Genomic DNA, 25,036 nt, shown 5'->3' on the forward strand with positions numbered 1-25,036 from the left:
GAATTATGATATAATATAAGGTATCTAGCATAAAGGAGCAAGAAGATGTACCCAGATGATAGTTTAACTCTGCACACTGATTTGTACCAAATCAACATGATGCAGGTTTATTTCAAGCAAAATATTCACAACAAGCGTGCAGTTTTTGAAGTTTTTTTCCGTAAGAATCCTTTTAATAACGGCTACGCTGTCTTTGCGGGCTTAGAAAGAATTATTTCCTATCTCAATAATCTGACGTTCAGCCAGAGCGATTTAGATTATTTGCAATCCTTGGGCTATCATGGAGAGTTTTTGGATTATTTGCGAAATCTCAAGATGAGCCTGACAGTAAGGTCTGTTCAGGAAGGTGATTTGGTTTTTGCCAATGAGCCAATCGTGCAGGTGGAAGGTCCTCTAGCTCAGTGTCAGCTGGTTGAGACTGCCCTGCTCAATATCGTTAATTTTCAGACCCTGATTGCCACTAAGGCAGCCCGTATCCGCTCTGTTATCGAAGATGAGCCACTGATGGAGTTTGGTACGCGCCGAGCCCAGGAAATGGATGCTGCTATTTGGGGGACTAGGGCTGCGGTGATTGGCGGAGCGAACGGTACCAGCAATGTTCGGGCTGGCAAGCTCTTTGATATTCCAGTCTTGGGAACGCATGCCCATGCTCTCGTTCAAGTCTATGGAAATGATTATGAAGCCTTTAAAGCTTACGCTGAGACTCATCATAACTGTGTTTTCCTAGTAGATACTTACGATACATTGCGTCTAGGTGTTCCGGCAGCCATTCGGGTGGCGCGTGAGCTAGGAGACAAGATTAAGTTTCTGGGAGTCCGCATTGATTCGGGAGACCTTGCCTATATTTCTAAGAAGGTTCGGCAGCAATTAGATGAAGCTGGCTTCCCTGATGCTAAGATTTATGCGTCCAATGATCTGGATGAAAATACCATTCTCAACTTGAAAATGCAAAAAGCTAAGATTGATGTCTGGGGTGTGGGAACCAAGCTCATTACGGCCTATGACCAGCCGGCTTTAGGAGCAGTTTATAAGATTGTTGCTATTGAAGATGAGAATGGAGAATTGCGCAATACCATCAAGCTGTCCAATAATGCTGAAAAAGTTTCTACACCAGGTAAGAAGCAGGTTTGGCGCATTACCAGCCGCGAAAAAGGGAAGTCTGAGGGAGACTACATTACCTATGATGGCCTTGATGTCAATGGCTTGGAAGAGCTGGAAATGTTCCATCCGACCTATACCTATATCAATAAAACAGTCAAAAATTTTGATGCTGTACCGCTTTTAGTGAACATTTTCCAAGAAGGAAATTTGGTCTATGAACAGCCGACTCTGACTGAGATTCAAGCCTATGCCCGTAAGGAATTTGATAAACTCTGGGACGAGTACAAGCGGGTTCTCAATCCACAGGATTATCCAGTTGACCTGGCTAGAGATATCTGGCAGGATAAGATGGACTTGATTGACCAGATGCGCAAGAAAGCCTACCAGACAGGAGCAGAAAAATGAGTCTACAAGAAGAAATTATCGCTCAACTGGGCGTCAAACCAGTGATTGACCCGGAGGAAGAAATCCGCAAGTCGGTGGACTTTCTCAAGGCCTATCTGAGAAAGCACCCTTTTTTGAAAACTTATGTTTTAGGAATTTCTGGAGGTCAGGATTCAACCTTGGCTGGCCGCTTAGCTCAGCTGGCTGTAGAGGAAATGCGGGCTGAAACTAGAGATGATAGCTATCGCTTTATCGCAGTTCGTTTGCCTTACGGTGTTCAAGCAGATGAAGATGATGCCCAAAAGGCTCTGGCCTTTATCAAGCCTGATGTCAGTCTGACAGTCAATATCAAGGAATCTGCTGATGCTATGACAAAGGCTGTGGAGGCAACGGGGGCCAAAGTCTCTGATTTTAACAAGGGCAATATCAAGGCCCGCAGCCGTATGATTGCCCAGTATGCTTTGGCTGGTTCATACAGCGGAGCTGTCATTGGGACTGATCACGCAGCAGAAAATGTCACAGCCTTTTTCACCAAGTTTGGAGATGGTGGAGCAGATATCTTACCACTTTACCGTCTCAATAAGCGTCAAGGTAAGCAGCTTTTGGCCGCCTTAGGAGCGGATCCGGCTCTCTATGAAAAGGTGCCGACGGCTGATTTGGAAGAAGAAAAGCCTGGGATTGCGGATGAAGTCGCTCTGGGCGTGACTTACAATGAAATTGACGACTACCTCGAAGGCAAGTCCGTTTCAGCCCAAGCCCAAGAAACTATCGAATCATGGTGGCATAAAGGCCAGCACAAACGGCATTTGCCGATTACAGTTTTTGATGAATTTTGGAAGTGAAAATCTCTATTGAAACTTTTTAGTTTGCGCTAAGAAACGAGGAAGTTATGAAAAAGATTGGTACACGGTCCATTGAAACCAAACGTCTTTTGCTAAGACCTTTTCTGGAATCGGATGCTTAAGCTATGTATGACAGCTGGGCTTCTCGTCCAGATAATTTACTGCATGTGACCTGGGATGCTCACGAGAGTCCTGAAGTCACCCAACAGTCTATTGCTCGCTGGGTTGAGAATTATCAAAACATGGATTTTTACAAGTGGGCCATCTGCCTGCAGGAAAATCCTGAACAAGTGCTTGGTGATATCAGTGTGGTTGATAGAGATGATACGGTCAATGATTGCGAGGTCGGTTACATTTTAAGTAAAGACTATTGGGGGCAGGGGCTGATGACAGAAGCTTTGAAAGCTGTTTTGAACTATCTCTTGCAAGACGCAGGATTCAATCGTGTCACAGCAAGATTTGTAACAGCTAATCCAGCTTCGGGACGTGTCATGGCCAAAGCTGGCATGAGCTACGAAGGAACTTTCCGTCAGGCTGTATTTCATAAAGGACAAGTCAAAGATTTTTCCGTCTATGGAATCCTAAAATCCGATTTAGAAAAAGGCTAGGACTCTTTTGTCTAGCCTTTTTACTTGCGCTCCTCTTTTAAAGTTCTATAATAGATGTATAATGACAAGGAGGATTCTATGAAGTCGTTAGAACAAGATTTTACAGATAAGTTGTATGCTGCTTATGAGGCCAATTCCAAGTATGCAGCGTTGGAAAATGCCATCAGCCACAATGGCCTTTTGGCTTCCTTAGAGAAGCGAAGCGCTGCCGTGGAAAACACACCTGTCTTTTCACTGGATCTCACTAAGGACAAGGTCAGTGACCAGAAAGCTTCAGGACGCTGTTGGATGTTTGCAGCTCTTAATACCTTCCGCCACAAGATGATTGCTGGTTTCCAATTGGAAGATTTTGAGCTATCTCAGGCCCATACCTTCTTTTGGGATAAATATGAAAAATCCAACTGGTTTTTAGAGCAGGTGATTGCGACGGCTGACCAAGAATTGACCAGCCGTAAGGTTAAGTTTCTCTTAGATACTCCCCAGCAGGATGGCGGTCAATGGGATATGGTTGTTTCCCTCTTTGAGAAATACGGCGTCGTGCCTAAGTCAGTTTTTCCAGAGTCAATTTCTTCTAGCAACAGCCGTGAGCTCAATCAAATTCTCAATAAACTCTTGCGTCAGGATGCGCAGATTTTGCGAGAATTAGTGGCAGAGGGTGCAAACTCTGCTGAACTTCAGGCCAAGAAAGAAGAACTTCTTCAGGAAGTCTTTAACTTCCTAGCTATGAATTTAGGCTTGCCGCCTCGCCAGTTTGACTTTTCTTATCGAGATAAGGACAATCATTTCCACAGTGAGAGCGGATTGACACCTCTGACTTTCTATCAAAAATATGTCGATCTTAAGCTAGATGACTATGTCTCTATCATCAATGCACCGACTGCTGACAAGCCTTATGGTCGGTCCTATACAGTTGAGATGTTGGGCAATGTCGTTGGCAGTAAGCCAGTCCGTTATTTGAATGTTGAAATGGATCGACTAAAAGAGCTGGCAATTACGCAAATGAAGGCTGGCGAGACCGTTTGGTTTGGCTCGGATGTTGGTCAGTCTAGCAATCGTAAGGCAGGTGTTATGGCTGAAGGGATGCACGATTTCACTGCCAGCATGGATATCCGACTGACTCAAAATAAGGCTGGCCGCTTGGACTATAGCGAAAGCCTCATGACCCACGCCATGGTCTTGACAGGAGTTGACTTGGATGAAAATGGCAAGGCTAAGAAATGGAAGGTCGAAAACTCTTGGGGTGAAAAGGTTGGTAACAATGGCTATTTCGTAGCCTCTGACGCTTGGATGGACGAGTATACCTATCAGATCGTCGTCCGAAAGGAGTTTCTGACAGCAGCAGAATTAGCTGCTTATGAAGCAGAGCCTCTTGTCCTATCTCCCTGGGATCCTATGGGTGCTTTGGCAAAGCAATCTTTAATGAGAGAATAACAAAAGAGTAAGAATTTTTCATTCTTACTCTTTTTCATAGTTAGATCTCTTTAGTTCTGATTATTTCCACTATTACTAGAGGATGATTCACTTTGGCTGGAAGAGGTATCCGTTTGTTCGTTTGAATGTTCATTGGAAGTTGATGTCTCTGAACTTTCTTCTGTACTATAATTGTTATAGTTAGAAGAGTAATATTGTTGATTGTTATAATAACGATTATAACCAGTACCACTATTGAGATAAACATAAGAGCCACTACGATATAGACCGCTAGGCATTTCCCAATCTTCTGAAGCAGAGCCGTCTTGAGCTAGATAAAGCATCATTTCTCGGTAGACATCTGTAGCCACTTTAACCCCATCATCAAGGATTGGTGTTAAACGATTGGAGTAGCCAGTCCAAACGGCCATTGAATACTTAGGCGTATAACCAACGAAGAGCTCGTCTGGTGTGACAATGCTAGAGTAGTAGTAAGGCTTGGTCAGCTTGGCTAATTCATCATCAGCATAGTTGGAGGTTCCGGTCTTACCAGCCTGATAAACCCCAGAAATAGCAGCATTTGTACCTGTACCAGACTGCAAGACTGTTTTCATCATATCAGTCATCATGTAGGCGGTCGTTTCCTTCATGGCCTTTGTACCGTTGTTGGAGAAAGTCTTCTCAGTTCCGTCGCTGAAGACAATGCGATTGACATACTGAGGCTTGTAGTAAGTACCTCCATTAGCAAAAGCTGCATAGGCAGCAGCCATTTTTTCACTGCTAGCTCCGTACTCATTACCAGATTTACTAGTATTACTTGAAAAGGCATTGACATAGAACATTTCAGGATAGTTAATCCCAATACCATTCAAGAACTTAAGCGATTCATCTAGGCCAACCGCTTCTAGTGTTTTAACTGCGGGCACATTTCGAGATTCCTGAATAGCATATTGAATTGTCATGGGTCCATAGTATTTCTTATCCCAGTTATAGACTGGTGTACTGGAATATGGGAAGTTATATGGAGCATCCGTGATAGGAGCAGCTGTTGATGTATAAACGTCATTTTCAAGTGCTGGAGCATAATCGGTGATTGGCTTCATTGTTGAACCGAAGTCACGATTGGTTTCAACAGCTTGGTTGGTACCGAAGGAGACATTGGTTGATTGGTGACGAGAACCGAGTTGAGCAATAACTTTACCAGTTTGTACATCCATAACAGTGGATGCAACCTGCATTTCATCATCTGGATAAGCTACATAGTCTTCCGTGTTGTATATGTCCCATAGCTTCTTTTGAGCTTCAGTATTGACATTTGTATAAACATCCATACCAGTTGTCAGGACATTGTAGCCAGTCTCTTCTTCTACTTGTTCAATTACTTCCTTAAGATAATTGTCCATGTAAGCAGGATAGCTAGTGGAAGCTTTCAGACTTTGAAGTCCATCGGTTACAGGTGTATTTTTGGCTTGCTCATACTGTTCATCTGTGATGTACTTGAGGTCGTGCATCTCACTAAGTACCAGATTACGGCGATTTGTTGCAGCTTCTGGATGGGTGTATGGGTCGTATTGGTTAGGGGCTTGAGGCATTCCTGCCAGCAGAGCTGTTTGATGTAGGCTCAAATCTTTTAAGTCTTTACCATAGTAACTTCGGGCTGCTGTTTGCATACCGTAATTACTGTTAGACATATAGACTTTATTGACATAATAGGTCAATATTTGCTGCTTGGTCGCTTTACGCTCAAGTTGTGCGGCCAGCCAAGCTTCTTGGATTTTACGTGAAAGAGTCGCATCCGAAGAAGAAGTTGAGAAATAGGACAGCTTAATCAACTGCTGAGTCAAAGTTGACCCGCCTTGTCTGCCTCCGCCTCGAAGGTTACTAACGAGAGCACCTGCAATCCGAATAAAATCCACCCCACGGTGATTGAAGAAGCGGTGATCTTCAATGGCGACAATGGCGTTGACCAAGTCTGTAGGGATTTCGCCTGTCTCAGCATTAACCCGTTTTTCAGCACCTAGATCCGCAATTAAATTATTATCGCTGTCATATATTTTACTGGATGTGGTTGCGATAAGGTCTTTTTCAGAAAGTTTAGGAGCTTTGACCGCATAGTAGGTAAATACCAAACAGCCAATCACAAATCCAATCATAAGTAGGGTTATAAGTGCACTTGCAAGATATTTCAAAGCCTGCATAAGAGTTTGTTTATTCATTTATAATACCACCTAGTAGTTTTTGTTCGATAATTTCAAGATAAGGGATGCTGGGAAGCTGCTGCATTTCAATCGGATAACCATGCTCTTGAATATAGGTTAAGGGCATGGACTTCCCTCCCTTGTCGATCTTGTAAAACTCAATTAAATAAGAAGCAGGAAGCAGGTAAGTCTCCCTTAAGCTGGAAAAATGCAGTAAGACAAAGCAGATGCCCTTTTGCTCAAGAACAGCCTCCATATGCTTAATCTGATGTGAATGAAAATTTTTCATGGGCATCGATTTTTTCTGCCGGGTTTCCTTGGCTTCAAAGTCAATATAATGGCCCTTGTAGACGCCAGAATAGTCTGTTGTGGAAGCTTGCCGAAAGTAAGCTTCCACAATCTTGGCCCGGCTACGGTTTGGATAATCAACCTTGACAATCTGAATGGGAGTGGGCTTTTTATGGATGACAGCGAGTCCTCTGCTTAGATAGTAGTTGTTGGATTCGTTGATCATCTTTTCAAAAGACATCCCACGATTGGCAAAGTTAACAGTGCCGGGAATTGGTTTGTTGATACTGCTTTTTGCCTTTAGCTTATGCGGATAGTTGACCATAAAACTCCTTATTGGTACAATAGCATCACTCTATTATACCACAAAAAGCTATTTAAAGGGAGAATAAATGACTAGTCTACTAATAACGGGCTACAAAGCCTTTGAAATCGGCATTTCGACGGAAAAAGATATGAGGATAGAAATCATAAAAGAAGCCGCTAAGAGGGATTTAATTCGTTTTTTGGAAGACGGAGTAGATTGGCTGGTTTTTATGGGCAATCTGGGCTTTGAGTCTTGGGTTTTGGATCTAGCTAATGAATTGAAAAAAGACTATGAATTTCAGACGGCAACCATCTTTCTCTTTGAGAATCAAGGTGAGAATTGGAACGAAGCCAATCAGGCAAAATTAGCTGCTTTTAAGCAAACCGATTTCGTCAAGTATGCTTATCCAACCTATCAAAATCCTAGTCAGTTTCTTGATTACAATCAATTCATCATCCAGAATACAGATGGTGCCTACCTCTTTTACGATGAAGAACAGGAGACAAAACTGAAATATCTTTACCAAGAAATGAAAAAACAGGAACAATATTTTATCAAAAAATTAACATTTGATGACCTGAATGAAGTGGCTGAAAATTTTTCGGGAAATTAGATGATAAATCTTGATTTTTATAGGTCATTTTGTTTATAATTGAATATGACGAACTAGATTGGAGTGAGAAAATGGCAAGTATTATTTTTACAGCAAAAGATATTTTTGATCAGGATTTTAAACGCGAAGTACGTGGTTATAGTAAGTCCGAAGTAGATGAGTTTTTAGACGATGTTATTAAGGATTATGAGACTTATACAGCCTTGGTAAAGGAACTGCGTGAGGAAAATCGTCGTCTTAAGGAAGAGTTGGCTGCGAAGCCGGTTGAAAAACCCCTGCTTCAATCAGCTCAACCTGTTCAGTCGGGTCAAATGGCTCACTCGACTGTCGATAGCTTCCCTCAGATGACTTCTGCTACTAACTTTGACATCTTGAAGCGCTTGAACCGTCTTGAAAAGGAAGTATTCGGGAAACAAATTCTGGATCGTGAATAATGGTTCTTTTAGAACAGTGCAATTTTTGGATAATCGCGTGGAAATTTTAGATTTTCATGAGGAAAGTCCATGCTAGCACTGGCTGTGATGCCGGTAGTGTTTGTGCTAGGCGAAGAAATAAGCCTAGGGACGGATTTTTCCGTTACGGCGACTGAAAGGGCTAAGTCCTTGGATATGTCTGATTAGGTCTGAAAGTGCCACAGTGACGTAGTTCTTCTGGAAACAGAAGAAGTGGAACGCGGTAAACCCCTCAAGCTAGCAACCCAAACTTTGGTCGGGGCATGGAGTGCGTGGAAGCGAACATAGCACTCTGACTGGAAACAGTAGACAGATGATTATCGAAGGAAATGGTACCTAGTCATTTCCGGAACAAAACATGGCTTACAGAAAATTGCATATAGGCTGAGGCTGGGACGTCAAGTCCTGTCCTCTTTAAATTTTATAATAGAATAGCAAGAGAGTGGCTGAGCGCTCTATTCTCTGCCAAGTTCAACTAGCTGTTGCTTCATTTGTCTTATGGATATTTCAAGTGCTGAGCTAGCTGATAAATGGCAGTGAAACCTTCTCAGCCCAAAATTTAAAAAGGGAGAGTGAGGAAAATCGGTGTGACGAAATCACGATTTTTGTCTCACCCCCTTTGTTTGTATAGATTGGAATCCATTTAAAAAGCCAAGATGAAAGAAAAATTTAATTTAATTGCGACCGCAGCGGCAGGGCTAGAAGCTGTCGTCGGCCGCGAAATCAGAGAGCTAGGACTTGATTGTCAGGTCGAAAATGGCCGGGTTCGCTTCGAGGGTGATGTCAGTACGATTATTCAAACCAATCTCTGGCTGCGCGCGGCCGATCGGATTAAGATTGTAGTTGGCAGTTTTCCAGCCAAGACTTTTGAAGAGCTCTTTCAGGGAGTTTTTGCTCTGGATTGGGAGAATTATCTACTGCTGGGAGCTAAATTTCCTATTTCCAAGGCCAAATGTGTCAAGTCAAAACTTCACAATGAGCCTAGTGTTCAGGCTATTTCTAAAAAGGCAGTTGTCAAGAAGCTGCAGAAGCATTATGCACGTCCGGAAGGGGTGCCCCTGCAGGAAAATGGAGCTGAGTTTAGGATAGAGGTTTCTATTCTGAAAGATGTAGCGACGGTCATGATTGATACAACAGGGTCTAGCCTCTTCAAACGTGGCTATCGTGTCGATAAAGGCGGTGCACCGATTAAGGAAAATATGGCAGCGGCCATTTTACTCCTGTCCAATTGGTATCCAGATAAGCCTTTGATTGATCCGACTTGCGGCTCTGGTACTTTTTGTATCGAGGCTGCTATGATAGGGATGAAGATGGCACCAGGACTTCATCGTTCCTTTGCCTTTGAAGACTGGAATTGGGTAGATAAAGACTTGGTAGCACAGGCTCGCTCGACTGCACTCAGTCAGATTGATCAGACCATTCAGCTGGATATTTCTGGCTCGGATATCGATGGCCGTATGGTAGAACTAGCTCGAAAAAACTCTGAGCAAGCAGGAGTTGCAGAGCAGATTCACTTCAAGCAGATGCGTCTGCAGGATTTGCATACAGATAAGATTAATGGTGTGATTATCTCTAATCCGCCATACGGGGAGCGCCTCCTAGATGATGAGGCTGTGACTCGTCTTTATCAGGAGATGGGAGAAACCTTTGCTCCGCTCAAAACTTGGAGCAAGTTTATCCTGACTAGCGATGAAGCTTTTGAAAGCAAATATGGCAGTCAGGCCGATAAAAAACGCAAACTTTATAATGGAACTTTAAAAGTTGATTTATATCAGTATTTTGGCCAGCGGGTCAAACGTCAGTTAGATTAGAAAGGATTTGCCGTGACGAAAGAAGAAAACTACTCACCGGAAGAAGAAAAGAAAGAGTCGGTCCTTGATTTTGAAGAGGCCAAGGAAATGACAGTCGGACAAGCCACTCGTAAAAAAGAGGAGCTGGAAGCCGGTGTGAATGAAAGTGACAATGTGCTGGATAAGTATATCAAGCAGCACCGTCAGGAAATCGAAGCAGGAAAATTTGAAACCCAGAAAATCAGAAAGCTGCAGGAGCAGGAAGCGGCTCAGGCTGAGCAAGCCTCTTCTGATTTGACCGACTTCATCAAAGAAAGACGGCAAGAGGTTGAAAGTGAACAGGAGATTCCAACAGCTCAGTTGACAAGCACTGAGACAGCGAGTGAGCCAGAAGCAGCTCCAAATCCCTTAGGTTCTCGCAGTCAACGCTCAGAGCAGGAAGATGCAGTTCCTGCCACTCCCGTTCAAAAGACATCTTACGGTCCTATTCCGGAGCCGCTTGATGAGAAGGAATTACAGGTTCCTAAGACACCTTTCTACAAGAAAAAAGCTTTCCTTTATCCAGTTTTAGGACTTTTCGGGATTGCTGTAGCGGGCACAGGGCTTTACTTTGCTCTGGGGCATAATTGGGGCCACAAGACCGTTACAAGCTCTAGTTCTTCGACATCGCAGTCCAGCAAAAAGAGTTCGTCTTCCTCTAGCTCTGATAATACTGCCAAGGATTTGAAGTCCTTTAATGATGAGTATGCTGCATTTTTCACAGATAGCAATCAGACAGCTGTCAAAAACAGTAAATTTGGTGACTTGGAAAAATTAAAAACCTTACTTGAAAAGCTAAAAGGCAGCAAAGACTATGATGCAGCCAAGAGTAAGTATGATTCCTTGGTCAAGCAGATTTCGGCTATCCAAAGTGTCAATTCACAGTTTGATGGTGGAGCGATCACTGACGGTGTCTTGAATAAGGAAGCCAAGGCCAATACAAATGCGACTTTCTCAGATGTATCAAGTGGCAATGCTAAGCTAGATGAAGTTCTAAAGGCAGCGATTGCCCAAGGACGTAGCCAACAGGTGCCAACACCAGCTCCTGCTACTGATCAGGGAGGCTCTAGTGCGGGTACAAGCGGCGGTTCAAGCTCGTCTGCTTCTGGTTCAGGGGCTTCCAGCTCATACTCTGGCTATGGTCTTCCAAGCAATGGAGTAAATCTGCAGAGAGACCTCAGTCGTGTCCCTTATAACCAAGCAGCTATTGATGACGTTAACAATCCAGCTTGGACTTTCAATCCTGGCGTTCTAGAGAAGATTTTGCAAACTTCCCGTGAACGTGGCTATATTTCTGGTGATAACTATATCCTGGAACGCGTCAATATTATTAAAGGAAACGGCTACTATAACCTCTTCAAGCCAGACGGTACCTACCTCTTCAGTATCAACTGTAAGACTGGCTACTTCGTCGGAAATGGACCAGGTCATGCTGACTCACTTGATTTCTAGTTTGTTGATGAATTTCATTATATATGCACAAAAAAAGTTCTCGATTTCGAGAACTTTTTATTGTTTTAAATCACATGGCGTTCAAAGGCATCATCTGAGATTCCTTGGCTGAGAATAAGTTTAGCCCATTCTTTGGCTGAGAAGAGGCTGTGATCCTTGTAGTTTCCGCAGGATTCAATGGCTGTTCCAGGGACATCTTCCCAGCTAGTTGACTCAGCGATTTCTTCCAGACAGGATTTGATGACCTGAGCAATCTGGCTGGAGCTGTGTTGGCCCCACATAATCATATGAAAACCAGTACGGCAGCCAAAAGGCGAGCAGTCAATCATACCATCAATGCGCTTGCGGATCAACATAGCCAGCAAATGCTCAATGGTATGCAGACCAGCAGTCGGAATGGAATCTTCATTAGGCTGAACCAGACGGATATCAAAATTGGAAATGATGTCTCCTTTGGGACCAGTTTCCTCTCCGATGAGGCGGACATAAGGCGCTTTGACAATGGTATGATCCAGCTCAAAGCTTTCAACGACAACTTCTTTAGACATGGTTTCTCCTTTACAATGTAGCGAGTGCGAGAAGGTTTTTCTAGTGATATCAAGCCATAGGTTTGTCTTGTTAGCGAAGAAAAAGCCTGTCTCATATGCATCTTTTCTTCTCTGATTATAGCATAAAAATTTTTTATTTGGGAATAAAGTTTAGGTCTTAGGGGAATGAAAAGTTTGAATAATCTTGTTTATGGTTTGAAAAAGTTTTGGTGCTCAGCCTTCTACAAACTTTGAAGATTTAGTCGGTAAAAATTGGACAAAAGCTTTCTTGAATTTCAAAAAATAGGTTTGTGAATTTTTTAGATTTGTGATAGAATAGTATGGAATTTTGAATTCAACAATTAAATAGATTTGGAGTAAAAACATGGACCTATTTCCTATAATTATGTCTGTTTTTGCTGCCATCATTGGTTTAGTGATTGGATATGTAAGTGTCTCAGCTAAGATGAAATCATCAAAAGAAGCTGCAGAGCTTACTCTTTTAAATGCTGAACAAGAAGCAACCAATTTACGCGGACAAGCTGAACGCGAAGCTGATTTGATTGTCAAAGAAGCCAAGCGGGAAACAAGTTCGCTTAAAAAAGAAGCACTTTTGGAGGCAAAAGAAGAAGCCAGAAAATATCGTGAACAAGTTGATGCAGAATTTAAGTCTGAACGTCAAGAGTTGAAACAAATCGAAAGCCGCTTGACAGAGCGCGCTTCTACCCTTGACCGCAAAGACGATAATTTAAGCAACAAAGAAAAGGCTTTGGAGCAAAAAGAACAAAGTCTCTCAGATAAATCTAAACACATTGATGCGCGTGAAGAACAAGTAGCGGAACTTGAAAAGCAGAAAGCGGCAGAGCTGGAGCGAGTTGCTTCGCTATCGCAGACAGAAGCGCGTGATATTATTTTGACGCAGACCGAGGACAAGCTTTCTAAAGAGATTGCGACTAGGATTCGGGATGCGGAGCAAGATATCAAAGAGCGGTCTGACAAGGTTGCGAAGAATATCTTGGTCCAAGCCATGCAGCGTATTGCCGGTGATTATGTCGCTGAGCAAACCAATTCAACGGTGCATCTGCCAGATGACAGTATGAAGGGCCGGATTATTGGCCGTGAAGGTCGCAATATCCGAACTTTTGAAAGTCTGACTGGTATTGATGTCATCATTGATGATACGCCTGAAGTGGTTACTCTCTCAGGTTTTGATCCGATTCGACGTGAGATTGCTCGTATGACCATGGAAGCACTCTTGAAAGATGGCCGTATTCACCCAGCTCGCATCGAGGAGTTGGTTGAGAAGAATCGTCTGGAAATTGACAATCGCATCCGTGAGTACGGAGAAGCCGCAGCTTATGAAATTGGAGCACCTAACCTGCATCCTGATTTGATGAAGATTATGGGTCGCTTGCAGTTCCGTACTTCTTATGGCCAGAACGTCCTACGTCACTCTATTGAAGTTGCCAAGCTTTCCGGCATCATTGCTGCTGAGTTGGGTGAAAATGCCAATTTAGCCCGCCGTGCTGGATTTCTCCATGATATTGGTAAGTCTATTGACCGTGAGGTTGAAGGCAGCCACGTGGAAATCGGAACAGAACTGGCTCGTAAGTACAAGGAGCATCCAGTTGTTGTTAATACCATTGCCAGCCACCACGGAGATGTGGAAGCAGAAAGTGTCATTGCTGTTATCGTAGCTGCAGCAGACGCTCTCAGTGCTGCTCGTCCAGGTGCCCGCAGTGAATCTCTGGAAAGCTATATCAAGCGTCTCCAAGATTTGGAAGAAATCGCTAATAGCTTCAAGGGTGTCAAGAACAGCTTTGCTTTACAAGCCGGCCGGGAAATCCGGATTATGGTTCAGCCGGACAAGATTAAGGATGACAAGATTACGATTTTGGCTCACGATGTTCGTGAAAAGATCGAAAACAACTTAGAATATCCGGGCAATATCAAGGTAACGGTCATCCGTGAGATGCGAGCCGTTGACTACGCAAAATAAAGAAAAAATGCAGTCTGTTAACAGATTGCTTTTTTCTTGAATTATCTGCCGGTCTATTTTGTTTTCCGTATGATTGCTTGATTATTTTTCTATTTTCTCAAAATTCTAGACACATACATTTCTTCCTATCCTCTTGAAATATCAGTCTAATTTTGTTACACTAGATAGAAAGACTGTGAAGGAGATATGATGACGGAACGAGGCTTACTAATCGTCTTTTCTGGTCCCTCTGGTGTAGGAAAAGGGACTGTTAGACGAGAAATTTTTGAAAGCACTGATAACCAATTCCAGTACTCGGTATCCATGACGACTCGTCCTCAGCGTCCAGGCGAAGTGGATGGAGTTGACTATTTCTTCCGCACTCGTGAGGAGTTTGAAGAGCTGATTCGTCAGGGCCAGATGCTGGAGTACGCAGAGTATGTAGGAAACTACTACGGTACGCCTCTGACTTATGTCAATGAAACGCTGGATAAAGGAATTGATGTCTTCCTAGAGATTGAGGTTCAGGGAGCTTTACAAGTCAAGAAAAAAGTTCCAGATGCCGTCTTTATTTTTTTGACTCCTCCAGACTTAGAAGAACTTAAAGACCGCTTGGTCGGCCGTGGGACAGATAGTGCTGAGATTATCGCTCAGCGCATAGAAAAGGCTAAAGAAGAAATTGCCCTCATGCGCGAGTATGATTATGCCATTGTCAATGATCAGGTGCCGCTGGCTGCCGACCGTGTCAAGCGCGTGATTGAAGCAGAGCATTTCCGAGTAGACCGTGTTATCGGCCGTTATCAAGACATGCTTCCCAAAAATGAAACGATTATTCGATAGAAAGTTAGAAATTAGGTAGAAAATTATGATGTTAAAACCGTCTATTGACACTTTGCTGGACAAGGTTCCGTCAAAATATTCCTTGGTTATTTTAGAAGCTAAGCGCGCTCATGAGCTTGAAGCTGGAGCTCCCGCTACGCAGGAATTCAAGTCTGTCAAATCCACTCTTCGTGCTTTGGAAGAAATTGAATCCGGTAATGTTGTTATCCATCCAGATCCAGAAGGCAAGCGCGAGGCAGTTCGTCGTCGAGCAGAAGAAGAGCGCCTGCGTAAAGAAGAAGAAGAACGCAAGATTAAAGAGCAAATCGCTAAAGAAAAAGAAGAAGGTGAGAAGATTTAAGGTTGGGGATGCTCAATCTTATTTTTTCTGTAATGATGTTTAGGAAAGTGGGGTGAGAATATGAAGGTGGCAAAGATTACTGTGGATGTTCCTCTGATGCAGACGGACAAGCCCTATAGTTATGCTATTCCAGAAGAGTTTGCAGGGATGCTGGCAGCTGGCATGCGGGTCCATGTCCCTTTTGGGCAGGGAAATCGCCTGATTCAGGGGATTGTGGTCGGTTTTGATGAGACGGGAGACCAAGAAGAGCTAAAGGAGATTGCAGAAGTCCTTGATTTCAGTTCCGTGCTGAATCAGGAACAGCTCTGGCTGGCGGACGAGCTGCGCAAGTCAGTCTTTTCCTATAAGATTACCCTTTTAAAGGCCATGCTGCCTAGTCTTCTCAACTCCAGCTATGATAAATTGCTCTATCCGACAGAGCTGCTGAATGATGAGGAACGTTCAGCTATCTTTGGTCAGGAGGACAGTCTTCGCTTTTCTGATTTGGACAAGAAAAGTCAGGCCAAGCTGATGCGACTGACACAGACTGGCCGCATTCGACTAGAGTATCAGGCGACGGACAAGAAGCATATTAAGACTGAGAAATGGTATCAGGTCAATCATACCGCTCTGCAAAATCATGACCTTCCCCGACAAGCTAAGAAGAAACAAGCATTAAAAGAAATCTTGCTAGAACAGCAGGATAGCCGGCTCTTGGCTAATTTGCGAGAAAACTTTTCGCGCGATATTATTAATTACTTTATCAAAGAAAATCTAATTAGTATTGAGGATAGAGAAATCAGCCGTTCTGCTGCTTATTTCCAAAAGGAGCGGCAGCAACAAAGTCTGACCTTAAATGATGAACAAGCCGCAGCGGTTGCGGCAATCACTCAGAAAATTGGTCAGAGTCATTCTCAGCCAGTTCTCTTAGAAGGAGTTACAGGCAGCGGGAAGACCGAAGTTTACCTGCAGGTCATCGCAGAGGCATTGGCCCAGGGCAAGACCGCTATCATGCTGGTTCCAGAGATTTCTCTGACTCCGCAGGTTACAGATCGCTTTATTTCTAGATTTGGCGATCAAGTTGCTATTTTGCATTCAGGTCTGTCTGACGGTGAGAAATATGATGAGTGGCGCAAGGTGGAGCGAGGAGCTGCCCAGGTCGTTGTCGGCGCGCGTTCAGCTATTTTTGCTCCCTTGACAAATATTGGAGCCATTATCATTGATGAAGAGCATGAGTCCTCCTACAAGCAGGATTCTAATCCTCGCTATCATGCTAGAGAGGTGGCTCTCCTGCGAGCTCAGTATAATCAAGCTGTCTTAGTGTTAGGTTCGGCAACTCCGAGCTTGGAGAGCCGTGCTCGAGCAAGCCGTGGAGTCTATGATTTTCAGCTGCTCAGCAAGCGTGCAAATCCGCTGGCGCAGATTCCTCAAGTGGAAGTGGTGGATTTTCGGGATTATATCGGGCAGCATGAGGCCAGTAATTTCACCCCAGTCCTGCTAGAGGCTATTCAAGATCGTCTGGATAAGGGAGAGCAGACGGTTCTCATGCTCAACAGGCGGGGGTATTCCAGCTTTGTTATGTGTCGGGAATGTGGGACCGTTGACAGCTGTCCCAACTGTGATATTTCTCTGACCCTGCATATGGACACCAAGACCATGAACTGCCACTACTGTGGTTTTACTAAGAATATTCCTCAGAGTTGTCCTAACTGTGCCAGCCGCAGCATTCGCTATTATGGGACTGGGACACAGAAAGCTTATGATGAGTTGGTTCAGCTCTTTCCGCAGGCTCGCATTTTGCGGATGGATGTAGATACGACCCGTAAGAAGGGCAGTCATGAAGCCATTTTAGAAAACTTTGGTCAGGGTCAGGCAGATATTCTCTTAGGCACCCAGATGATTGCCAAGGGATTGGATTTTCCAAATGTGACGCTGGTTGGTGTTCTTAATGCAGACACAGCTCTTAATCTGCCGGACTTTCGCTCTTCAGAACGAACCTTCCAGCTGCTGACTCAGGTGGCAGGCCGTGCTGGTCGGGCTGAAAAGGCTGGTCAGGTCTTTATCCAGTCCTATAATCCTCATCATTATGCCATTGAGTTTGCCAAGCAGCAGGATTACGAGGGCTTTTATGCTTATGAAATGGGAATCCGCCGGCAGCTAGGTTATCCGCCTTATTACTTTACGGTCGGTCTAACCCTGTCGCACAAGGACGAAGAGACAGCAGTGCGAAAAGCTTATGAGGTTATGGATATTCTGCGGAGCGGTCTGTCAGAAAAAGTGCAAATCTTGGGTCCAACGCCGAAGCCCATAGCTCGCACCCATAATCTCTATCATTATCAGATTTTGCTCAAATATCGCTTTGAAGACAAGCTGCAGACGACACTAAATCAAGTCTTGGACTGGACACAAAATCGGGACAATAAAGATTTACGACTGACAATTGATAATGAACCACAAAATTTTATGTAAAGCTTTTTAGCCGAGATTAAGGTTGTTGTAGACGACTTCTGATATAATAAGGGAAGGAACAAAAAAGGAATTAATAGTTGAAAATGATGAAAATAATATTTATGGGGACACCGGACTTCTCAGCGACTGTCTTAAAAGGGCTGCTGGACAGCGGTCAATATGAAGTGTTAGCAGTGGTAACGCAGCCGGACCGTGCCGTCGGTCGAAAAAGAGAGATTCGCATGACTCCAGTAAAAGAATTGGCCTTGGAATACAAGCTACCACTTTATCAACCGGAAAAGCTGGCACAAAGCTCGGATTTAGAGGAGTTGATGAACTTAGAAGCAGATGGCATTGTCACAGCTGCATTTGGACAGTTTTTGCCTAGCCGCTTGCTGGACAGTGTTGACTTTGCGGTGAATGTTCATGCCTCTTTGCTGCCTAAATACCGAGGTGGTGCGCCCATTCACTATGCTCTGATCAATGGAGATGAGCAAGCGGGTGTTACGATTATGGAAATGGTCAAGGAAATGGATGCTGGAGACATGATAGCCAGCAAGGCGACGCCGATTGAAGAGACAGACAATGTTGGAACTCTCTTTGAAAAATTGGCGCTTATTGGTCGAGATCTGTTATTGGATGTACTGCCAGCATACAGGGCAGGGCAGATCATTCCTCAACCGCAGGATCCTAGTCAGGTCACTTTCTCTCCGAATATCAGCCCAGAAGAAGAGCGGATAGACTGGAGCAAAACAAACCGACAAATTTTCAATCAAATTCGCGGCATGTATCCTTGGCCAGTAGCTCATACCTTGCTGCAGGGGCAACGCTTTAAGATTTACGAAGCAGATATGGCGGCTGGCGACGGTCAGCCGGGACAGATCTTGTCTATTAGTAAAAAAGAGCTAGTAGTCGCAGCTGGACAGGGAGCTCTCTCGCTGAAGACGGTTCAGCCTGCTGGTAAGCCCAAGATGGCTATCGTTGATTTTTTGAATGGACTGGGCCGCAGCCTGTCCATAGGAGATACTTTTGGAAAGTAAGCAAAAAACGGCCCGTTGGCAGGCCTTGGAAATTTTGGAAGAAGTTTTTGAAGAAAGAGCCTATTCCAATATCGCTTTAAACCGAGCACTGAGTCAAAGTCCGCTGAGTCAAGCAGATAAAGGTCTGGTAACAGAGCTGGTTTACGGCACAGTTGCTCGAAAAATCACTCTGGAGTGGTATTTATCCCATCTGATTGAGGATAGGAACAAATTAGATAACTGGCTCTATATTCTGCTTATGCTTAGTCTGTACCAGATGCTCTTTCTAGATAAAATCCCTCAGCATGCAGCTGTTCATGAGGCTGTTGAGATTGCGAAAATCCGTAAACGTGGCAGTGAGAAATTTGTCAATGCCCTGTTACGTAGGATTGAGCGTGAGGGTGTGGCTGATTTTGAAACAATCAAGCGCAAAAACAAGCGCTATTCGATCCAGTATTCTCTGCCGGTCTGGCTGGTCAAAGACCTGATAGAAGAGTTTGGCGAAGAAAGAGCTCTAGCTATCTTTGCCAGTCTCTTTGTTCGTAGTAAGGCCAGCATTCGCGTGACGGATATGTCGCGCAAGGCAGAGCTTCGCCAGCTTTTAGGGGCTGAGAACTCGCTTTTATCTCCGTCAGCCTTGGTTAAAAGACAGGGGCATTTTGCTGGGCATCAGCTCTTTGAAAGCGGAGCGATTACGATTCAGGATGAGTCTAGTCAGCTTGTGGCTCCGACTCTGGCCATCGAAGGGGAGGAGCAGATTCTGGATGCCTGCAGTGCACCGGGCGGAAAGACTGTCCACATGGCTTCCTATCTGACGAGCGGCCACATTACAGCCTTGGACCTCTACAATCATAAGTTAGAGCTCGTAGAAGAAAATGCGGAAAGACTGGGCCTAGCTGATAAAATCACCACTAAAAAGCTGGACGCGACCAAGGTGTTTGAGACATTTGGCCCAGATACTTTCGATAAAATCCTGGTGGACGCTCCTTGCTCTGGTATTGGCTTAATTCGCCGCAAACCGGATATAAAATATAATAAAGAAAATGCAGATTTTGAGAATTTACAAAAAATTCAGCTGGATATACTAGACAGCGTTTGTCAAAGTCTACGTAAAGGTGGTATAATAGCTTATAGTACTTGCACGATTATGGCCAAAGAGAATTTTGAGGTTGTCGAGAAATTTCTGGCCAGTCATCCGAACTTTGAGCAAGTCTTATTAGACCATGAAATAAAAGATATCGTCAAAGACGGCTGTATTTTAATTACGCCGGAATTATATGAAAGCGACGGATTTTTTATCAGTCAATTTAGGAAGATATCGGAATAAGAGGAGGAAACTGACAGTATGGAAATTTCATTATTAACAGATGTTGGTCAAAAGCGTACAAATAACCAAGATTATGCTAATCTTTTTGTGAATCGGGCGGGCAAGACCCTTATCATCTTGGCAGATGGTATGGGCGGTCACAGAGCTGGAAACATTGCCAGCGAAATGGCTGTGACAGACTTAGGAGCTGCCTGGGTTGATACACAGATTGATTCGGTGAATCAAGTACGTGAATGGTTTGCGGAGCACTTGGAAGAGGAAAATCAGCGCATTCATCAATTTGGTCAAGATGAAGAATACAAGGGTATGGGAACGACTTTGGAAGCCTTGGCTATCATTGATAATCAAGCCATCTATGCACATATCGGCGATTCTCGCATTGGCTTGATTCGCGGTGATGAATACCGCCAGCTGACTAATGATCACTCGCTTGTTAATGCTTTGTTGAAAGCTGGACAGATTACTCCAGAAGAAGCGGAGCGTCATCCGCAGAAGAATATCATTACCCAGTCTATTGGTCAAAAAGACGAAGTGCAGCCTGACTATGGCATGATCACTTTGGAGGATGGTGACTATCTTCTGCTCAACAGTGACGGTCTGACCAATATGATTTCAGACAGTGAAATTTGTGACATTGTCACCAGCGATATCAGCCTGTCTGAAAAAACAGAAACTTTAATTCGCTTTGCCAACAATGCTGGAGGACTGGATAACATCACAGTTGCTCTGGTTCGCTTTGACAAGGAGGATAAGGCATGATTCAAATCGGCAAAATCTTTGCCGGGCGATATAAAATCATCAAGCAGATTGGCCGCGGAGGCATGGCAGATGTCTATTTGGCCAAGGACTTGATTTTGGATGGTGAGGAAGTTGCGGTAAAGGTTCTTAGGACCAATTACCAGACAGATCCTATCGCTGTCGCGCGTTTCCAGCGGGAAGCCAAGGCGATGGCTGACTTGGACCATCCGCACATCGTTCGGATTACTGATATTGGGGAAGAAGATGGCCAGCAGTATCTGGCTATGGAATACGTGGCAGGTCTCGACCTCAAGCGCTATATCAAAGAGAATTCTCCGATTTCAAATGAAGAAGCAGTCAGAATCATGGGACAAATCTTGCTGGCGATGCGCTTGGCGCATACACGCGGCATTGTCCATCGTGACCTGAAACCACAAAATGTCCTCTTAACCCCAGATGGCAATGCCAAGGTAACAGACTTTGGCATTGCGGTTGCCTTTGCAGAGACTAGTCTGACTCAGACTAACTCTATGCTGGGCTCGGTTCATTATCTATCGCCTGAGCAGGCACGTGGCTCTAAAGCAACTGTTCAGAGTGATATTTATGCGATGGGGATTATTTTTTATGAAATGCTGACTGGTCATATCCCTTATGATGGGGATAGTGCCGTTACGATTGCCCTGCAGCATTTCCAAAAGCCGCTGCCATCCATCATTTCTGAAAATCCTAATGTGCCTCAGGCATTGGAAAATGTTGTCATTAAGGCAACAGCCAAAAAACTGACGGATCGCTATCAGTCGGTTGCAGAGATGTATGTTGACTTGTCTAGCAGCTTATCCTACGAGCGCCGCAATGAAAAGAAATTAGTCTTTGATGATGTTGCGAAAGCAGACACCAAGACCTTGCCAAAAATCTCACCTGTACCGCAGCCAGCAGTTCCACCTGTTAAGCCAACTCCGGCTAAAACGGAAGCGGATGAAGTTAAGGAAGAGACAGCTGATGCGGTTAAGAAAGTTCCAAAGAAACGTCGTTTGAGAACGCGTTACAAAGTACTTTTCTTTGCAGTCCTATTGGTTTTGGCGGCTTTTGTTGTCCTCCTTTATAATAGTCCATCCAATACCAGCGTGCCAGATGTTTCTGGTCAGACTGTAGCAGAGGCTCGCTCCGCTATTGAAGCTAAGAAGCTGGTTGTCGGAGACGAAAAGGAAGAATACAGCGACAATGTCGAATCTGGCAAAGTCATTAAAACTGATCCACAGGCTAATAGTCAGCGTCGCGAAGGCAGCAAGATTGACCTGATTATTTCCAAGGGACCGAAAACCTTTGTGATGGAAGATTATGTCGGTCAAGCAAAATCAGCCGTGGTTGAAAATCTGAAAACAAACTATAATGTTTCTGAAAAATTGATTGAGATTGTTGAGGAAGAATCGGACGAGTACGAGCCAGGTCAGGTCATTCGCCAGTCACCGGCAGCTGGTTCGACCTATGATTTGACTTCTAATCATAAGATTAAGCTGACAGTGGCCAAAGAAGTAACTAGTGTGTCCATGCCTGACTTTGGCAGCATGCAGTACACCTACGCTAATGCACGGTCTTACTTGATCCAAATGGGAATTTCTTCTTCTCGAATTGAACGAGTTGTTGACCGTTCGGTCACTTCGACTCAGGCAGACTTGGTAACTTCCCAGTCACCAGCAGCAGGTCAGACAATCGATCTCAAGTCTAATGAAAAAATCACTCTTTACGTGACAGAAGCAACAACACCATCGTCATCTAGTTCGTCATCATCATCGTCTAGCAGTAGCTCAAAGAGCAGCTCATCGTCTGAAGATAGTGGACATGGAACAAGTTCTAGCTCATCTGATAGTTGATTAATAAACCGTCCATTTTAAGTTTTTTAGCTTAAAACGGATGGTTTTTTCTTTTTTGCTGGACAAATTTCCCCATTTCATGCCTTGGACGGAGGATTTTTGGCCTAATTTTGTTAAAATAGGAAGGTAGAGAAAGGAAACGGCTATGTGGAAGGTTCAATTATTTGTCTTTGTTGAAACAGTCTTATTATCCATGGCATTGGTGACCATGTTGGCAGCTGATTTTTCACGAGTTGTCATTATATTGGTCCTTTTTTTGCTGCTGCTCTATTATTATTTCGGCAAGCAAAAAGGGAATTTTCTGCTAGTCGCTTCCATGATTATGCTGTTTTTCATTATTATGCTCAATCCCTACGTCATTGCTGCCCTTTTATTCGCGCTGGTTTATGGGATGATTGTGGCCTACCCTTATATCTATAAGGAAAATCAAGAAACCCATCTCGTTTACGAAGAAGATGTGGAAATTCAGAGTGAAAAGAATCGCTGGTTGGGGGACCTGCAGCATTTTTCTAAGGACAGCTGCCAATTCCACGACATCAATCTCTTGCGCATTGTTGGGAAAGACACCATTCATTTGGAAGACGTAATTTTGGTCAACCATGATAACGTCATTGTCATTCGAAAAGGTTTTGGCGATACCAAGATTATTGTGCCGCTGGATGTGGAAATTCAGCTGCAAATCAATACTCTTTACGGGGAGTTGAACTTTCTGCATCATCCATCCCGCAAGCTACGCAATGAAACCATTTCGTTGACAACACCAGACTATAAACGGGCCAATAAGACAGTGAAGATTGTCCTCGTTAGTTTCTTAGGAAATGTGGAGGTTGTCAGAAAGTGAAAAAATCAAATTATTTTCTCATTCTCCTCTATACTTTCTTTATCTTATTTATCATCTTCCATTATATTTTCAATATTTTTGATTTTACTTGGCAGGAACTCTTTGATGATTTGGAGTTGTTGCAGTCTTTTGTTTTCTTTGTTGTAATTATCGGTTTATCACTGACTATTCTGATTGTGATTGCGGCCCTCTTAATCCAATTTCTATCGGTAGCTCATGTTCAAAAAAATCTTCGGCATTTGCTGGATGGACGGAGGCTGGAGCCGACAGACCAACCCGAGTTGGATAGCTCTCTGCATCAGCTCGAGAGAAGGCTGCACCGTCTGACAGAGAACCTCCAGAAGTCTGAAAATCAATCCCTGCAGACAGAAGAAAAAATTATCGAAAAAGAACGGCGGCGGATTGCGCGTGATTTGCACGATACTGTCAGTCAGGAATTATTTGCAGCTAATATGATTCTTTCAGGAGTAGCTGGAAATGTAGAACGGCTTGATGGAGAAAAATTGCAAAAGCAGCTCAAGGGGATTGCAGATATTCTGGACACAGCCCAGAAGGATTTGCGGATTCTCCTGCTCCACCTGCGACCTACAGAGTTGGAAAATAAAACTCTGGTAGAAGGCATGGATGTGATTATCAAGGAGCTAACTGATAAAAGCGACATTGATGTTCACTTCAATCATCAGGTTGGGCATTTACCCAAACAGATGGAGGAGCATGTCTTCAGGATTATGCAGGAAATTATCAACAACACACTGCGGCATGCCCAGGCCAGTCGGCTGGATATTTATCTCTATCAGGCGCCTAATGAGCTTAAAATTAAGGTATCTGATAATGGCGTCGGTTTTGATCCGCTGGCCCAGGATGAACTCAGCTACGGCTTGAAAAATATGGAAGACCGTGTGCGGGATATGGCGGGCACTTTTAAGCTTTTGACAGCCCCCAGAAAAGGTCTTTCTATTGAAATCACGATACCTTTACTAGAAGGAGAAAATCATGAAGATATTGTTAGTGGATGACCACCAGATGGTCAGATTGGGATTGAAAAGTTACCTGGAACTGCAAGATGATATAGCAGAAGTATCTGAAGCAGTCAATGGTAAAGAAGGAGTTGAGCAGGCTTTGGCAAGTCGTCCGGATGTGATTATCATGGATATTGTCATGCCTGAGATGAATGGGATTGAAGCGACACTGGCCATTTTAAAAGAGTGGCCGGAAGCAAAGATTCTGATTTTGACTTCTTATTTGGATAATGAAAAAATTTATCCTGTTCTGGATGCAGGCGCTCATGGATATATGCTTAAGACTTCCAGCGCTGAAGAAATTCTCCGTGCCGTCAAAAAAGTGGCCAAGGGAGAATTTGCCATTGAAACAGAGGTCAGCAAGAAAGTGGAGTATCATCGTAACCATATCGAGCTCCACGAGGATTTGACAGCTCGTGAGCGTGATATTTTAGGGCTTTTGGCCAAGGGTTATGAAAATCAACGGATTGCGGATGAGCTCTTCATTTCCCTCAAAACGGTCAAGACTCATGTCTCCAATATCCTGTCCAAATTGGAGGTGAGCGACCGCACTCAGGCAGTTGTTTATGCTTTTCAGCACCATCTTGTCCCACAAGAAGACTTTTAATGGTATAATAGAAAAGAT

At 43.9% G+C, this 25,036-nt stretch carries 21 protein-coding genes, 1 other RNA gene and 2 pseudogenes; 21 read left to right on the top strand and 3 right to left on the bottom strand.

The features are described from left to right. Positions 1-45 precede the first annotated feature (45 nt). The 4 genes from HMPREF9380_RS07830 (at position 46) to pepC (ending at position 4,366) form a co-directional block, all read left to right on the top strand. Positions 46-1,506 carry a nicotinate phosphoribosyltransferase gene (locus HMPREF9380_RS07830; protein WP_002932554.1) on the top strand — a complete coding sequence of 487 codons (1,461 nt, stop codon included), beginning with the start codon at positions 46-48 and terminating at the stop codon, positions 1,504-1,506. After that, complete coding sequence (gene nadE, locus HMPREF9380_RS07825) at positions 1,503-2,327, top strand: ammonia-dependent NAD(+) synthetase (RefSeq protein WP_002932556.1); 825 nt, start codon at positions 1,503-1,505, stop codon at positions 2,325-2,327. Before HMPREF9380_RS07830 ends, nadE begins: the two co-directional genes overlap by 4 nt. Positions 2,328-2,452: 125 nt before the next feature. Continuing rightward, positions 2,453-2,935, top strand: a complete 483-nt coding sequence (locus HMPREF9380_RS07820) for a GNAT family N-acetyltransferase (protein ID WP_002932558.1) — start codon at positions 2,453-2,455, stop codon at positions 2,933-2,935. Between the two features lie 78 nt (positions 2,936-3,013). Beyond that, positions 3,014-4,366 (top strand): aminopeptidase C, encoded by a 1,353-nt coding sequence (gene pepC, locus HMPREF9380_RS07815; RefSeq protein WP_032907229.1) that lies wholly within the window; start codon positions 3,014-3,016, stop codon positions 4,364-4,366. A gap of 50 nt (positions 4,367-4,416) precedes the next feature. On the opposite strand, the gene pbp1a is transcribed toward pepC, so the two are convergent. Together pbp1a and recU are read right to left on the bottom strand one after the other, a co-directional pair. Beyond that, the gene (gene pbp1a, locus HMPREF9380_RS07810) at positions 4,417-6,561 is read right to left on the bottom strand and encodes a penicillin-binding protein PBP1A (RefSeq protein WP_002932562.1); all 2,145 of its coding nucleotides are present in this window, start codon (positions 6,559-6,561) and stop codon (positions 4,417-4,419) included. Further along, entirely contained in the window at positions 6,554-7,156 is a 603-nt protein-coding gene (recU, locus tag HMPREF9380_RS07805; RefSeq protein WP_002932569.1) for a Holliday junction resolvase RecU, read from the bottom strand. The genes pbp1a and recU overlap by 8 nt, the downstream gene beginning before the upstream one ends. 67 nt (positions 7,157-7,223) lie before the next feature. Between recU and HMPREF9380_RS07800 the strand changes: the two genes are divergently transcribed. The 6 genes and pseudogenes from HMPREF9380_RS07800 (at position 7,224) to HMPREF9380_RS07785 (ending at position 11,484) form a co-directional block, all read left to right on the top strand. Beyond that, positions 7,224-7,751 carry an SLOG family protein gene (locus HMPREF9380_RS07800; protein ID WP_002932571.1) on the top strand — a complete coding sequence of 176 codons (528 nt, stop codon included), beginning with the start codon at positions 7,224-7,226 and terminating at the stop codon, positions 7,749-7,751. Positions 7,752-7,822: 71 nt separating this feature from the next. Further along, positions 7,823-8,116, top strand: a pseudogene (locus HMPREF9380_RS07795) (DivIVA domain-containing protein); the annotation flags it as partial. Further along, positions 8,108-8,185: pseudogene (locus tag HMPREF9380_RS12180) on the top strand (cell division regulator GpsB); the annotation flags it as partial. The pseudogenes HMPREF9380_RS07795 and HMPREF9380_RS12180, both read left to right, overlap by 9 nt. 21 nt (positions 8,186-8,206) lie before the next feature. Then, positions 8,207-8,574, top strand: an RNA gene (gene rnpB / locus HMPREF9380_RS11355) — RNase P RNA component class B. Between the two features lie 285 nt (positions 8,575-8,859). Then, a complete protein-coding gene (locus tag HMPREF9380_RS07790; protein WP_002932575.1) occupies positions 8,860-10,014 on the top strand; it encodes a THUMP domain-containing class I SAM-dependent RNA methyltransferase in 1,155 nt (384 codons plus the stop codon). A 12-nt stretch (positions 10,015-10,026) separates the two neighbouring features. Continuing rightward, a complete protein-coding gene (locus tag HMPREF9380_RS07785; protein WP_002932576.1) occupies positions 10,027-11,484 on the top strand; it encodes a cell division site-positioning protein MapZ family protein in 1,458 nt (485 codons plus the stop codon). A gap of 65 nt (positions 11,485-11,549) precedes the next feature. Here HMPREF9380_RS07785 and HMPREF9380_RS07780 read toward each other — a convergent pair whose 3' ends face one another. Continuing rightward, on the bottom strand, positions 11,550-12,032 hold the full coding sequence (locus HMPREF9380_RS07780; RefSeq protein WP_002932577.1) for an S-ribosylhomocysteine lyase: 483 nt from the start codon (positions 12,030-12,032) through the stop codon (positions 11,550-11,552). Between the two features lie 364 nt (positions 12,033-12,396). Here HMPREF9380_RS07780 and HMPREF9380_RS07775 point away from each other — a divergent pair, with 364 nt between their 5' ends. From HMPREF9380_RS07775 to HMPREF9380_RS07725, 11 genes are all read left to right on the top strand, one after another. Further along, a complete protein-coding gene (locus tag HMPREF9380_RS07775; RefSeq protein WP_002893506.1) occupies positions 12,397-14,010 on the top strand; it encodes a ribonuclease Y in 1,614 nt (537 codons plus the stop codon). Positions 14,011-14,196: 186 nt separating this feature from the next. Next, a complete protein-coding gene (gmk, locus tag HMPREF9380_RS07770) occupies positions 14,197-14,829 on the top strand; it encodes a guanylate kinase (RefSeq protein ID WP_002893505.1) in 633 nt (210 codons plus the stop codon). Between the two features lie 25 nt (positions 14,830-14,854). Further along, complete coding sequence (gene rpoZ / locus HMPREF9380_RS07765) at positions 14,855-15,169, top strand: DNA-directed RNA polymerase subunit omega (RefSeq protein ID WP_002893503.1); 315 nt, start codon at positions 14,855-14,857, stop codon at positions 15,167-15,169. A 60-nt stretch (positions 15,170-15,229) separates the two neighbouring features. Then, entirely contained in the window at positions 15,230-17,617 is a 2,388-nt protein-coding gene (locus HMPREF9380_RS07760) for a primosomal protein N' (protein WP_002932579.1), read from the top strand. 83 nt (positions 17,618-17,700) lie between these two features. Beyond that, positions 17,701-18,636, top strand: a complete 936-nt coding sequence (gene fmt / locus HMPREF9380_RS07755; protein ID WP_032907231.1) for a methionyl-tRNA formyltransferase — start codon at positions 17,701-17,703, stop codon at positions 18,634-18,636. After that, on the top strand, positions 18,626-19,942 hold the full coding sequence (gene rsmB / locus HMPREF9380_RS07750; protein ID WP_002932583.1) for a 16S rRNA (cytosine(967)-C(5))-methyltransferase RsmB: 1,317 nt from the start codon (positions 18,626-18,628) through the stop codon (positions 19,940-19,942). The genes fmt and rsmB overlap by 11 nt, the downstream gene beginning before the upstream one ends. Before the next feature lie 18 nt (positions 19,943-19,960). Continuing rightward, positions 19,961-20,701 (top strand): Stp1/IreP family PP2C-type Ser/Thr phosphatase, encoded by a 741-nt coding sequence (locus tag HMPREF9380_RS07745; protein WP_002893499.1) that lies wholly within the window; start codon positions 19,961-19,963, stop codon positions 20,699-20,701. Further along, complete coding sequence (gene pknB / locus HMPREF9380_RS07740) at positions 20,698-22,551, top strand: Stk1 family PASTA domain-containing Ser/Thr kinase (protein ID WP_002932585.1); 1,854 nt, start codon at positions 20,698-20,700, stop codon at positions 22,549-22,551. Before HMPREF9380_RS07745 ends, pknB begins: the two co-directional genes overlap by 4 nt. Before the next feature lie 145 nt (positions 22,552-22,696). After that, positions 22,697-23,392, top strand: a complete 696-nt coding sequence (gene liaF / locus HMPREF9380_RS07735; protein WP_002893496.1) for a cell wall-active antibiotics response protein LiaF — start codon at positions 22,697-22,699, stop codon at positions 23,390-23,392. After that, on the top strand, positions 23,389-24,408 hold the full coding sequence (locus tag HMPREF9380_RS07730; protein ID WP_002932586.1) for an envelope stress sensor histidine kinase LiaS: 1,020 nt from the start codon (positions 23,389-23,391) through the stop codon (positions 24,406-24,408). Before liaF ends, HMPREF9380_RS07730 begins: the two co-directional genes overlap by 4 nt. After that, positions 24,386-25,018, top strand: coding sequence for a response regulator transcription factor (locus tag HMPREF9380_RS07725; RefSeq protein ID WP_002926512.1), 633 nt, complete (start codon positions 24,386-24,388; stop codon positions 25,016-25,018). The genes HMPREF9380_RS07730 and HMPREF9380_RS07725 overlap by 23 nt, the downstream gene beginning before the upstream one ends. Positions 25,019-25,036: the final 18 nt, after the last annotated feature.

The sequence above is a fragment of the Streptococcus sanguinis SK49 genome (assembly GCF_000212815.1).
Taxonomy (GTDB): Bacteria; Bacillota; Bacilli; order Lactobacillales; family Streptococcaceae; genus Streptococcus; species Streptococcus sanguinis_C.